Source organism: Nonomuraea sp. NPDC050328, from assembly GCF_044459405.1.
Lineage (GTDB): Bacteria > Actinomycetota > Actinomycetes > Streptosporangiales > Streptosporangiaceae > Nonomuraea.
On the sequence record NZ_JBITIW010000010.1, the window covers coordinates 119,270 to 131,559 of the forward strand.

At 72.1% G+C, this 12,290-nt stretch carries 12 protein-coding genes; 6 read left to right on the forward strand and 6 right to left on the reverse strand.

From position 1 onward, the window contains the following. Positions 1 to 3 precede the first annotated feature (3 nt). Positions 4 to 627, reverse strand: coding sequence for an IclR family transcriptional regulator (locus tag ACIBG7_RS32500; protein WP_397338651.1), 624 nt, complete (start codon positions 625 to 627; stop codon positions 4 to 6). 102 nt (positions 628 to 729) lie between these two features. On the opposite strand from ACIBG7_RS32500, the gene ACIBG7_RS32505 reads away from it, so the two are divergent. Together ACIBG7_RS32505 and ACIBG7_RS32510 are read left to right on the forward strand one after the other, a co-directional pair. Continuing rightward, positions 730 to 1,359, forward strand: a complete 630-nt coding sequence (locus ACIBG7_RS32505) for a hypothetical protein (protein ID WP_357922506.1) — start codon at positions 730 to 732, stop codon at positions 1,357 to 1,359. Between the two features lie 14 nt (positions 1,360 to 1,373). Further along, complete coding sequence (locus ACIBG7_RS32510; RefSeq protein WP_397338652.1) at positions 1,374 to 2,474, forward strand: NAD(P)/FAD-dependent oxidoreductase; 1,101 nt, start codon at positions 1,374 to 1,376, stop codon at positions 2,472 to 2,474. On the opposite strand, the gene ACIBG7_RS32515 is transcribed toward ACIBG7_RS32510, so the two are convergent. Further along, positions 2,461 to 3,726 carry an MFS transporter gene (locus ACIBG7_RS32515; protein WP_397338653.1) on the reverse strand — a complete coding sequence of 422 codons (1,266 nt, stop codon included), beginning with the start codon at positions 3,724 to 3,726 and terminating at the stop codon, positions 2,461 to 2,463. The two genes, ACIBG7_RS32510 and ACIBG7_RS32515, sit on opposite strands and share 14 nt — an antisense overlap. A 144-nt stretch (positions 3,727 to 3,870) precedes the next feature. On the opposite strand from ACIBG7_RS32515, the gene ACIBG7_RS32520 reads away from it, so the two are divergent. Then, positions 3,871 to 5,148 (forward strand): hypothetical protein, encoded by a 1,278-nt coding sequence (locus ACIBG7_RS32520; RefSeq protein ID WP_397338655.1) that lies wholly within the window; start codon positions 3,871 to 3,873, stop codon positions 5,146 to 5,148. Between the two features lie 3 nt (positions 5,149 to 5,151). Here the strand turns inward: ACIBG7_RS32520 and ACIBG7_RS32525 are convergent, their stop codons facing one another. Further along, entirely contained in the window at positions 5,152 to 6,126 is a 975-nt protein-coding gene (locus ACIBG7_RS32525) for an alpha/beta hydrolase (RefSeq protein ID WP_397338656.1), read from the reverse strand. A gap of 6 nt (positions 6,127 to 6,132) precedes the next feature. Next, positions 6,133 to 6,333 carry an EF-hand domain-containing protein gene (locus ACIBG7_RS32530; protein ID WP_357922521.1) on the reverse strand — a complete coding sequence of 67 codons (201 nt, stop codon included), beginning with the start codon at positions 6,331 to 6,333 and terminating at the stop codon, positions 6,133 to 6,135. 45 nt (positions 6,334 to 6,378) lie between these two features. On the opposite strand from ACIBG7_RS32530, the gene ACIBG7_RS32535 reads away from it, so the two are divergent. Continuing rightward, positions 6,379 to 7,125 carry a tyrosine-protein phosphatase gene (locus tag ACIBG7_RS32535; protein ID WP_357922524.1) on the forward strand — a complete coding sequence of 249 codons (747 nt, stop codon included), beginning with the start codon at positions 6,379 to 6,381 and terminating at the stop codon, positions 7,123 to 7,125. On the opposite strand, the gene secD is transcribed toward ACIBG7_RS32535, so the two are convergent. Together secD and ACIBG7_RS32545 are read right to left on the reverse strand one after the other, a co-directional pair. After that, on the reverse strand, positions 7,122 to 9,278 hold the full coding sequence (gene secD / locus ACIBG7_RS32540; RefSeq protein WP_397338657.1) for a protein translocase subunit SecD: 2,157 nt from the start codon (positions 9,276 to 9,278) through the stop codon (positions 7,122 to 7,124). The two genes, ACIBG7_RS32535 and secD, sit on opposite strands and share 4 nt — an antisense overlap. A gap of 41 nt (positions 9,279 to 9,319) precedes the next feature. Next, positions 9,320 to 9,646 (reverse strand): hypothetical protein, encoded by a 327-nt coding sequence (locus tag ACIBG7_RS32545; RefSeq protein ID WP_357922530.1) that lies wholly within the window; start codon positions 9,644 to 9,646, stop codon positions 9,320 to 9,322. A gap of 38 nt (positions 9,647 to 9,684) precedes the next feature. Here ACIBG7_RS32545 and ACIBG7_RS32550 point away from each other — a divergent pair, with 38 nt between their 5' ends. Next, positions 9,685 to 10,617 carry a TIGR03885 family FMN-dependent LLM class oxidoreductase gene (locus ACIBG7_RS32550; RefSeq protein WP_357922532.1) on the forward strand — a complete coding sequence of 311 codons (933 nt, stop codon included), beginning with the start codon at positions 9,685 to 9,687 and terminating at the stop codon, positions 10,615 to 10,617. Then, complete coding sequence (locus ACIBG7_RS32555) at positions 10,614 to 12,275, forward strand: alpha-amylase family protein (RefSeq protein WP_397338658.1); 1,662 nt, start codon at positions 10,614 to 10,616, stop codon at positions 12,273 to 12,275. The genes ACIBG7_RS32550 and ACIBG7_RS32555 overlap by 4 nt, the downstream gene beginning before the upstream one ends. The last annotated feature ends 15 nt before the right edge of the window (positions 12,276 to 12,290 follow it).

Sequence of the window (12,290 nt, forward strand, 5' to 3'; positions counted from 1 at the left end):
ATCCTAGGCCAGGGCGGCGGCCAGTTCCACAGCCGCGGCCAGCACGTTCTCCCCGTCCGGCAAGGGCCCGAACGTCACCACCCCCACCGAGGCCTCCAGCCAGGGCACGCCGACAACGGGCGCCGCGACCCCGCGCGCGCCCTCCTGCAATTGCCCCTCACTCACGAAATACCCCGATTCCCCGGCCCGGAGCGCGAGGATCGCCTGCCCGGCCGCGCCACGGCTCAGCGGATGGCGCGCACCCTCCCGGTAGGCCACGTGCAACGTCGTCCACGACGGCTCGACCACCGCCACCGCCAGCCCGTCGTCGCCCTCGGCGACGGTCAGGTGCGCGGTCGCGCCCACCTGCTCGGCCAGCTTCCGCAACACCGGCAGCGCCGCCGCCCGCAACAACGGCTGGACCGCCTGCGCCAGCGCGAGCATGCCGAACCCCAGGTGCACCCGGCCTTCGGTGTCGCGCCGCACGAAACCCTCCTGCAGGAGCGTGGTCAGCAGCCGGTAGATCACCGGCCGGCTCAGCGCCAGTTCCTTCGCCAGTTCGGTGGGCGTCAGGCCGCCGCGCCCCTCGGCGAGCAGGCGCAGCAGGCGTAGCCCGCGTTCAAGGGTCTGTGCTGATTCGGCGGCCATGAGGTCGATTATCGGGCCGCCTGAGTGGTGGCTTGATGACCTAGGCGTGGGGGTAGGAATGCGCTTAGTCACGAAAGGGGCAGGAGGGGGAGGGTGCGGACGATGTGGCTCGGTTTGCTGTCCGCGGTCTTGCTGGCCGTGCTGGCCATCCCACGCTTGCCGGATGTCGACGCCTCCACCTTCATGGTCAGGGACACGCCCGTCAGCCGGGGGATTCCGCCGCCGCCCACCCAGCTCGTGGAGAACGTCTTCGAGGTCTCGGAGGGCATCCCGGTCGACGACCGGCTGATCCCGCTGGAGGAGGGGGTGGCCTTCCGCCCGGCCGAACTGGCCCCCGGGGTGCGGGTCGACGAGCTCGGCCACCTGCGCGGCACGCCGCTGCGGCCCGGCTCCTACACCGATCCCGTGTCGATGTGCCGGGGCCGGTTCTGCGTCCAGGACCAGGTCACCTTGGTCGTGCACCGCAACGTGTCGTGGCAGCCGGGCGAGCTGACCTTCCCCGGCCGGGTGGGCCAGCCGGTCGAGGGGCGCATCCCGATCCTCGGCGGGCCCGGCAGCGTCCTGGCGACCTTCACCGTCACCGACTCGGCCGCGCTGCCGCCCGGGGTCGTCATCGGCCCCGACGGGTACGTCAGCGGGGTGCCTGAGCGGCGCGGTGTCTACGAGGTGCCGGTGCGCATCTGCCTGGCGGGCAACTGCGCCGGAGTAGTGGTCACCCTCATCATCGTGTGACACGCTTTGTCGGCATGAAATCGGTCATTGTGGTCGGTGCAGGGATTTGGGGATCGTCGCTGGCATTGCGGCTGGCCGAAACCGGGTGGCAGGTCACGCTCGTCGAGCAGCACACCCCGGGTCATGTCCGGCAGGCCAGCGCGGGTGAGACCCGGCTGCTGCGCAGTGCGCACGGCACGGACGAGTGGTACGCCCGGCTCTCCCGCACGGCCCGGCAAGGCTGGCTCGACCTGGGCGAACGCATCGGCGAACCGCTCTACCACGAGCACGGGACGGTGTGGTTCGCCCGCGAGGAGCACGGCTGGGAGCGGGCCAGCGCCGGCGTCCTCGGCTCGCTCGGCATCCCGCACGAGTTGCTCGACCCGGCAGACGGGCGCCGGTTCTTCCCGGACTTCGCGCCCGACGGGCTCGCCTTCCTGCTGTGGGAGCCCGAGGCCGGGGTGCTCAGGGCCCGCCGGGCCACCCAGGTCATCGCGCGGCTGGCCGTCCAGGCCGGGGTGCGGCTGGTCACCGGGCGGGCCGTGCCGTACGGCGAGGCCGTCTCGGTGGCCGGTGAGGTGCTGCGGGCCGACCGGGTGGTGTGGGCGGGCGGGGCCTGGTTGCCCGCGCTCTTCCCGGAGCTGCCACTGGTGGTGACCAAGCAGGACACCCTGCACTTCGACGTGGCCTGGCGGGGGACGCCGGCCTGGGTGGACTACGACGTCTCGGCCTACGGGCACGGCGATGTGGACGGCGTGGGCATGAAGTGCACCTCCGACGCCGAGGGCCTGCCGTACGAGCCGGAGGAGGGCTCGCGCACGGTCGACCGGGAGAGCGTGGCGGCGGCCTCGGCCTACCTGGGCCGGCGCTTCCCCGCGCTGGCCGGGTCGCGGGTGCTGTTCAGCCAGGTCTGCCAGTACGCGCTGACGCCCGACGCCGAGTGGATCATCCACGAGACGGCGCCGGGGGTCTGGGTGCTGGGCGGCGACTCCGGGCACGGCTTCAAGCACGCGCCCGCGCTCGCCGGCTACGTGGCGGGGCTGCTGGACGGCGAGTACGCGCCGGAGCCGCGGTTCGGCCTGCACGAGCGCACACCGGCCCGCGGCCTGCGGACCAGCGGGTTCACGGACGGCTGAGCCGCTCCGCCCCAGGGGCGCGCAGGTTGCGCACGCCGGGCGACAGCAGCGCCGCCAGGCAGGCAATGATCACGATCGCCGCGCAGCCGACCAGCGCGCCCTTGGGCCCGATCGCGATGCCCACCGGCCCGGCCAGCATCAGGCCGATCGGCCCGAACATCAGCGAGCCGAGCGCGTCGTAGGAGCTCACCCGCGACAGCGCCTCGCCCGGGATCTCCCGCTGCATGGTGGTCTGCCAGAGCACGCCGAAGACGTCGAAGCAGACCCCCATCAGCACCGCGCCCAGCACCACCAACCACAGCGGCGCCGACAGCCCGAGCAGCAGGTACGGCATGGCCGTCGGGATGGTCAGGCAGGTCGCGACCAGGATCGGCCGGCTGGGCCGCAACCGCAGCGACACGAAGACGCCCAGCAACGTGCCGACCGCCTCCCCGGCCAGCACCGCCGACCAGGCCGCCGGGCCGCTCTCGCCCAGCTCCTGGTCGACCAGCATCGGCCCGAGCACGCCGTGCGCGGCCTGGATGGCCAGCAACATGATGGAGAACTGGGCGACCACCACCCACAGCCACTGCCGGGAGCTGAACTCCCGCCAGCCCTCGCGCAGGTCCTTCAGCACCGAATGCCGTTCCCCGGGCTTGCCCGCCGGCGCTTCGCCGGCCGGCCGCAGCTTGAGCTGGGCGATGCACACCCCGGCGACCGCGAAGAGCAGGCCGCTGATCATGAGCGCCCACCCGCCGCCGACCAGCACGACGGTGCCGCCGCCGAGCACGGCCCCGAGGATGCGCGAGGAGTTGGCCCCCAGCGCCAGCAGCGCGTTGCCGGTCTGCAGCCGGTCGACCGGCACCACCTCGGGGATGATGCCCTGCAGCGCGGGGAAGAGCAGCGCCATCGCGATGCCGCTGACCGCCGCGGCGGAGGCCAGGGCGGGCAGCGGCGCCCAGCCGGTCAGCAACATCACGCCCAGGCCGCAGAAGGCCAGCGCGTTGGCCGCCTCGCCGGCCATCATCACCCGCTGGCGCGGCAGCCGGTCGGCGACCACCCCGCCCACCAGCATGAACAGCACCATCGGCAGCGACTCGGCGGTCAGCACGACCGACAGCGTGGTGGCGTTCGCGCCCGGAAGCTGCAGGACGCCGAAGGCCAGCGCGACCGGCGCGAAGGTGCTGCCCAGGGTGGAGATGGTGCGAGCCGTCAGCAGGAGGGTGAAGCGGTGGTCCTTGAGCAGGGACAGGTCCTGCTGAAAGCTGTGCATTCTCGCCATTCTTCCGAGGCTGTCACGTCGTGTCGCGCCATTTTTCAGCGGGTGGTCACCTTCTTGACCGGCGTTTGTGTGGATCTCCGGTACGAGGATGGATAGTGTGCTGAATGCCCTAATGTCCCCCCAGGAGTGGCGCGCATGACCAAGAGGAAGATCCTCATCGTCGGACTCGTCCTGGCCCTGCTGGGCATCGTCGCTCCGGCCTCGGCCCACGCACAGCCCGCCCGCCCGTGCGAGGACCTGCCCCCGGGCACCCCCTCGTTCGTCGTCTGCACCTGGCTGGCCACCCCCGAGGAGGCCGCCGAGATCGCCCGCTTCTGGCTCGGCAACGACGGCGAGAACATGAAGGCCGCCGACCCGAACCCCGGCAAGTTCGGCGTCTGCGAGGGCATCACCTGCAACACCGAGGGCGACGGCGTCGCCCACGAGATCGGCGACCCGGACGTCCCCGAGGCGACCGACGACGAGGGCAAGCCCGAGTGCGCGCAGGGCGAGACCTGCTACACCGACCCGGACGAGATCTCCCAGGCCGACGTGGAGAAGGCCGCGCTGACCCCGGCCGGGCAGAGCACGAAGAACGCCACCGGCACCGGCCTGCGCACCTGGATCGACACCGAGCTGTCCGACGACTGGAAGAACGGCAAGCTCGCCGAGGCGGTCAAGCGCGTCGGCGCCCTGGCCGCCCAGCCCGGCGTCGTCGGCATCCGCTTCGCCACCCAGCTCGGCTACGACTCCCGCGCCTTCGCCTCGGCGGAGGAGCTGGAGAAGTTCGTGACCGAGACCTCCGCCGCGCTGCGCGAGGCATTGCCCGGCAAGAAGCTCGCCGTGCACACCGTCCTGCCGGTGCTCGGCTGCGGCGCCGACGAGGCCTGCAAGGGCGAGCTGGCCAAGAAGTACCCACTGCTGAACCCGGACGCCTTTGGCGCCTTCCTGGCCAAGTCGCTGATCGACCAGCTCGGCCTGGACAACGGCCACCTGGCCACCGAGTACGCCGCCTGGAAGATCGACGCCGTCACCGCCCAGCGCAACCAGTCGATCGAGATCCGCGCCAAGTCGTGGGACGCCTACGGGCACATCGCCGCCGAGGACGCGACCTTCACCGCGGCGGGCTCCTCGGCGCTGACCGAGGAGCAGGCCACCAAGGCGATCACCGAGCGCGTGGTCGCCCCGCTGCAGTCCGACGCGGCCGAGAGCGTGGTGCTCTGGACCCGCTGGCAGGCCGCCGACGGCACCGTGCACCGGGTGCTCGGCGAGAAGCTGGCCGACAACGCCACCTGGGGGCAGTTGCGCAAGCTCGCCGCGGTCAAGCCGCGGCTGGCCACCATCTACGACCCGGCCACGCCCGAGGTGGACGTGACCAGCGACCTGAAGAAGCTGGCCGAGGTCTTCGGCCAGGTCTACCTGCGGGCCGAGTAGCCGCTAGCCGCCCTGCGCGGACGGCAGCACGCCGAGCGGCAGCGGGGCGGGCGGCACGGCGTCGGGGATGCCCGGCGCCGGTCCGGCCGCCGCGTCCGGTGTCTCGGGCAGTTCGCTCGCCGGTCCGCCGCCGGGCAGGCCGAGAGCGGTGAGGATCATCGGGAACGAGCTCGCGAACGCGCGGTTCCAGGCCGGCCAGGAGGCGGGCCTGGCCGGGCTGAGCGTGTGCTCGATGCCCAGGGCGCCCAGCCGTCGGCTGATCGCCCCGGCCTCCTCCCCGGCCAGATAGACGCCCAGCCCGCGCAGCCGGGGCGCCAGGACCAGTGGATCGCCGCCCGTTCCAGGGCCGGTCAGAGGTCCGCCGTAGGCTCCGGCGAAGCGGAACAACGCGGGTATCGCCGTCGCGTACGCCAGGGCCCCGTAGCCGCCCTCGCCCTGTCCGGCGACCGCCCGGCGGCGACCGGCTCGATACTCCCGCTCCAGCAGGCGGCGCAGCTCGCGGGTGTGGAAGGCGGCCCACCGCGCGTCGGCGTAGGAGGCGTCCCGGCCGGCGTCCGGCATGACCACGATCGCCTCGACGCCCTCGGTCATCGCCGCGACGTCGCTCATCCTGGTCCAGGCCGTGTAGTTGTCCGCGCGGCCGTGCAGCAGGTAGAGCACGGGCCAGGTGCGGATCCGGTCGGTCTTGCTCCAGCCGGGCGGCAGCAGCAGCCGGACCGGGACCAGGCGGCCGGTGGCGGGGGAGGAGACCAGCAGGTCCAGCATGCGCGGCCCGGTCCAGCGCTCGCGCACGACGCTTGCCGTACCGGGGAGGGCGGGCCGGCCCGGGGTGAAGCGCGGGTCACCGTCGTTGGGCGGCACCGCGGCCGGCGGCGCGGCGCTGGGCCGCGGCGAGGCCGGAGGGGGAGGGTCGGCGAGTGCGGGCAGGCCGGTCAACGCCAGGCACGCCGCACCCGCCAGGGACAGCAGGACACGCACCAACGGTCACCAGTCGAGGAAGTTGCCCAGCTCCTGCTGGTTGATGAGTCCGTCCCCGTCGAGGTCGAGCTGCTTGACGGCGGCCTCGGCCCGCTCCATGGTGATCGGCTGGCCCAGCACCTCCATCAGGCGCACCAGCTCGGCGGGGGAGATCAGGCCGTCGTTGTCGACGTCGATCAGCTTGAACGTGACCTCGTAGTCGCTCATAGGTAGGCACCCTAGTGCCGAAAGCGGTCAGGTGTAATAGGACACATGCTCATCGCATCAGCGCCTAATTTGCGCGATATCGGGGGACACCGCACGACCGATGGTGGAAAGGTGCGAACCGGGCTGGCCTACCGATCGGGGGCGCTCAACCTGCTGGGCCCCGACGACCAGCGGCAACTGCTCGAAGCCGGGGTCCGCCGCGTCTGCGACCTGCGCACCGCCACCGAGCGCACCGACGGGCCCGACCTGCTGCCCGAGGGCGTCGACTACCTCGTCTGCGACGTCCAGCGCTCCGGCGGCCACGGGGCCGACATCGCCGCGCTCTTCTCCGCGCCGGAGGGGGCGGAGGCGCTCAGCTCGCCCGAATCGGCCGAACGGTTCCTCACCGAGGTCTACCGGGCCTTCGTCACGACCACCGACGCCCACGACGCCTACCGCGACCTGTTCCGCGCGCTCGGCGAGCCCGGCACCCTGATGCACTGCACCGCGGGCAAGGACCGCACGGGCTGGGGCGCGGCGGTGCTGCTCACCCTGCTGGGCGTCGACCGGGCCACGGTCACGACCGACTACCTGGCCAGCAACGAGCACCTGGCCGCCTCCTACGCCGGGATCTACGACCTGGTGCCCGAGCCGGAGGTGGTCCGGCCGCTGCTGGAGGTACGGCAGGTCTACCTCGACGCGGCCTTCGACACCGCCGCCCAGTTCTACGGCGGCGTCGAAGGCTACGCCCGCGAGGCACTCGGGCTCGCGGAGGCCGACCTGGCCGCCCTCCGCGAGCTCTACCTGGACTAGACGACCGCTCCCGGCCGCACCTTCTCGCGGGGGCGGACGGGCGCGGGCTCCTTCGCCCTGGCCTCCAGCTCGATCGCCATCGGCCCGGCGACGAAGCACGACGACAGCGTGCCGGTCACGATGCCGATCAGCAGGGCGATGGCGAAGTCGCGCAAGGAGTCGCCGCCCAGCACGGCCAGCGCCGCCAGGATGAACAACGCGCCCAGGCCGGTGTTCACCGTGCGCGGCACGGTCTGCAGGATCGCGGTGTTCACCACCCGGCGGAACGGCTCCTTGCCCGAGCGCAGCTCACGGACCCGGTCGAACACCACCACCTTGTCGTTGACCGAGTAGCCGATCACGGTCAGCATGGCCGCCAGGAAGACGCCGTCGATCGGCTTGCCCAGCCAGGCGAACGTGCCGAGCACCACGGCCGCGTCCACGAACAACGCGGTCACCGCCGCGGTGGCCAGCGTCCACCGGAAGCGGATCGCCAGGTAGAGCAGCTGCGCGGCCAGCGCCACGCCCAGCGCGATGAGCGCGCCCTGCCGCAGCTCCGCGCCCAGCGACGGGCCGATCAGCTCGTCGCGCACCTTCGGGCCGAGCGCCTCGCCGATCCTGGCCGCCTCGTCCGAGCCCAGCTCGCCGGTCCGTACGGTGATCCGGCCCTCGGCCGCCTGCACCACCGCGTTGGGGAAGCCCGCGTCGCTCACCGCCTGCCGGGCGGCGTCCGCGCTCTGGGCGGTCGCGAACTCCATCACCCGGCCGCCGGTGAACTCCACGCCGAAGTTGAGCCCGCGCACCGCGAGCCCGGCGAAGGCGACCACCAGCATCAGCCCGGCCACCGCCAGCCAGAGCCGGCCGCGCCGCAACACGAACGGATTCCGCGCGGCCAGCCAGGTCCGCAACCGGCCGGGCGAGGCGAGGCCCGACCAGCGCGCCGGCATCCGGCCCGCGGCCCACTGCGCCAGCACGCGGGTGATCACCATCGCGGACACCAGCGACGCCAGCACGCCCAGGGAGAGCGTCACGCCGAAGCCCTTCACCGGGCCGGAGGCCAGCCAGAACAGCAGACCCGCGGAGAGCAGCGTGGTCACGCCCGAGTCGGCGATGGCGCTCCACGCCTTGCCGAAACCGCGGTCCAGGGCGCGGCGCAGGCCCGCCTTGCCGTACTCCTCCCTGGCCCGCTCGAAGACCAGCACGTTGGCGTCGACGGCCATGCCGATCGCCAGCACGAACCCGGCCAGACCCGGCAGGGTCAGCGTGGCCCCGAGCGCGACGAGCGCGGCGTAGGAGAGCAGCCCGTAGACGCCCAGCGCGATCGCGGCCAGCAACCCGGTCAGCCGGTAGACGAGCACGATGAACAACGCGGTGAGCGCCAGGCCGATCACCCCGGCCTGCGCGCTCGCCTCGATCGCGGCGGCGCCCAGCGTCGGGCCGACCGTGCGCTGCTCGACGATCTCCAGCGGCACCGGGAGCGCGCCGCCCTTGATCAGGACGGCCAGCTCCTCGGCCTGCTGCGCGGTGAACTGCCCGGTGATCGTGGTCGCGCCGCCCGCCTGGCCGGCCCGGCAGGGCGTGTCCGTCCCGACCATCGGCGAGGAGATCACCTCACCGTCCAGGACGATCGCCACCCGGCGCTCCGGCGCCTCGTACGGCTGGCAGGCCGCCTCGCCGGTGAGCCGCTGCCAGGGCCCCGGCTCGCGGAAGTCGACCGTGACGAACCAGCCCGGGCCGCGCTGCGGATCGGTGCGAGCCTCGGCCCCGGTCACCCCGTCGCCCGAGATCACCGCCGGACCGGCCGACAGCGGCCGGCCGTCCTCGTCGGTCAGCGCCTGCCCGCCGGAGGCGAGCACCGGGTGGAAGGACAACTGCGCGGTCTTGCCGATGACCTCGGCCGCCTCGCGCGGGTCGAGCACGCCGGGCAGCTCGACGATGATGCGCCGCTCGCCGGACCGCACGAGCGTGGGGTCGGCGACGCCGAGCGCGTCGGCCCGCCGGGCCAGCACGTCACGGGCCCGGTCGACCGCCTCCGCGTCGGCGCCGTCCTGCGCCTCGAAGACGATCTGGGTGCCGCCGCGCAGGTCCAGCCCTAGGCGCGGCGACATGGTGAATGCGACGAACAACGAAAGGGCGGTGACGGCAAGCGCCATCACCGCACGCCAAACAGACATGCGAAAGCCTCCACATGATCAGGAAAGGAAAAGACGCCGGATCAGGCGGAGGCGGGCGGGGCTCGGGCGGGGCTGGCCAGGCGGTCGGCCATCACCGGGGTGGCGGGTCGCTCCGCCGTACCGGTGGAGACCGGGAGGGCCGGCGACGGCGGGCCGGCGGCGGGGACGGCGGCGAAGCCCGCCTGCGGGCCCGCCTTGGTCCCCGGCTGCGCGGTCATCGGGACCTGCGTCGCCTGGCGGTGCTGGGCGCCGTCCTGGACGGCGGTCTGGGCCGTCGGGGCGAACGCGGCGGCGGGCGGATGGACGCCCGTGCCGAAGAAGATGGAGGACAGCAGAAGGACCAGCGCCGCGGGCAGTCTGATCCTCACGCGTTCACCGTACCCGTGTTCGGGGTAGCGGGTGCCCTATGCCGCGCTACGGGCTTCATGCTTCCCACGAACAGGTAAAGCCGAAACACCTGCTGGACGCCGTGATCGCGGCGGAGCAGGCGGGCTTTTCGGCTTTCATGTCCTCCGACCACTTCTCTCCCTGGAGCGCCAGGCAGGGGGAGTCAGGCTTCGCCTGGTCCTGGCTGGGCGCCGCCCTGGCCAGCACCTCGCTGCCCGCGGGGGTGGTGACCGCGCCCGGGCAGCGCTACCACCCGGCCATCACCGCGCAGGCCATCGGCACGCTGGCCGCCATGTTCCCCGGTCGCTTCTGGGCCGCGCTGGGCAGCGGCGAGGCCTCCAACGAGCACATCACCGGCGACCGCTGGCCGCCGAAGGCCGAACGCAACGCCCGGCTGCTGGAGTGCGTCGAGATCATCCGGGCGCTCCTCGCCGGCGAGGAGGTCACCCACCACGGGCTGGTCACCGTCGACCGCGCTCGCCTCTGGACCCTGCCCGACGAGCCGCCGCTCCTGGTCGGCGCCGCGGTCAGCGAGGAGACCGCGCGCTGGTGCGCGCAGTGGGCCGACGGTCTCATCACCGTCGGCGGGCCCAAGGCCGCCGACGTCCTGCGCGCCTACCGCGAGGCCGGCGGCCGCGGACCCGCGCGGGTGCAGGTGCACCTGAGCTGGGCGCCGACCCAGGAGGAGGCGGTACGGCTGGCGCACGAGCAGTGGCGGTCCAACGTCTTCCCGCCGCCGGCGTGCTGGGACATCGACAGCGTCGAGGTGTTCGACGCCGTCTCCGCCGGGGTGAGCGAGGCCCAGGTGGCCGAGGTCGTCCAGATTTCCAGCGATATTTCACACCATCGGGAGATGCTGGAGCAGTATCGCGACTTTGAGGAGATCTTCCTCCACCACGTAGGGCAGGAACAGCTTGCCTTCGTCGAAGCCTTCGCGGAGATCGTCAAATGAGACTCACCCAAACCTCTGACCTGTGGTGGAAGAACGCCGTCGTCTACTGCCTCGACGTCGAGACCTTCAAGGACGGCAACGACGACGGCATCGGCGACTTCCGCGGCCTCACCCAGCAGATCGACTACCTCGCCGGACTCGGCGTCACCTGCCTGTGGCTGATGCCGTTCTTCCCCACGCCCAACCGCGACGACGGCTACGACATCACCGACTTCTACTCCATCGACCCCCGCCTGGGCACGCTCGGCGACTTCGTGGAGTTCATGCGCACCGCCAAGGACCGCGGCCTGCGCGTCATCGCCGACCTCGTGGTCAACCACACCTCCGACCAGCACCCCTGGTTCAAGCAGGCGCGCTCCTCCAAGGACAACCCGTTCCGCGACTGGTACGTCTGGTCCGACACCCCCGAGCCGGACGACCCGAAGCAGGTCGTCTTCCCCGACAAGGAGAACTCCTTCTGGGAGCTCGACAAGGACAGCGGCCAGTACTACCTGCACAGCTTCTACAAGCACCAGCCCGACCTGAACGTCGGCAACCCCCAGGTGCGCGACGAGATCACCCGCATCCTCGGCTTCTGGATGGAACTCGGGCTGTCCGGCTTCCGGGTCGACGCCGTGCCGTTCCTCATCCAGAACGTCAGCCCCAAGCTGCCCGACCCGCACGACTTCCTGGCCGACCTGCGCGCCTTCATGAGCCGCCGCGAAGGCAGCTCCATCCTGCTCGGCGAGGTCAACGTCCCCTACGACGAGGCCCTGACCTACTTCGGCGACGGCAACGGCACCGAGCTGACCATGTGCTTCGACTTCATCGCCATGCAACGCGCCTGGCTCTCCCTGGCCCGCTCCGAGGCCGAGCCGCTGGCCAGCGCGCTCCGCGAGCGCCCCAAACCGCCCAAGGACTGCCAGTGGGCGATGTTCCTCCGCAACCACGACGAGCTCACCCTCGACAAGCTCACCGACGAGGAACGCCAGGAGGTCTTCGACGCCTTCGGACCCTCGCCCGACATGCAGATCTACGGACGCGGCCTCCGACGCCGCCTGCCCACCATGCTCGGCGGCGACCTGCGGCGCATCAAGATGGCCTACAGCCTGCTCTTCTCCCTGCCCGGCACCCCCGTCATCTTCTACGGCGAGGAGATCGGACTCGGCGAGAACCTCGAAGCCGAAGGCCGCATGGCCGTCCGCATCCCCATGCAGTGGGCGCCCGAAGGCGGCTTCAGCAAGGCCGAACCCGACCGCGAGATGCCCGGCGGCGCCTACGCCCCCGAACGCGTCAACGTCGCCGCCCAGAAACGCGACGGCGACTCCCTGCTGCGCTGGTTCCAGCTCCTCATCGAGCGCTACCGCGAATGCCCCGAACTCGCCTGGGGCGAGAAACGCGTCCTCGACTGCGACCACCCCGCCGTGCTCGCCCACCGCTGCGACGCCGACGGCGCCACCGTCCTGGTCGTCCACAACCTGTCCGACACCGCCGCCGACATCGAGCTCACCCTCGAAGGGCTGGCCCACTGCCGGCTCACCGACCTGCTGACCGACGCCGTCTTCGACGTCGGCGAGGACGAGCGGGTGGAGCTTCCGCTCGACCCGCACGGCTCCCGATGGCTGAGAGCATCCGCCCCTGACGTCCCCCCAGAGGATGCTTCGGTGAAATCTCAGTGATCACATCGAATCCAC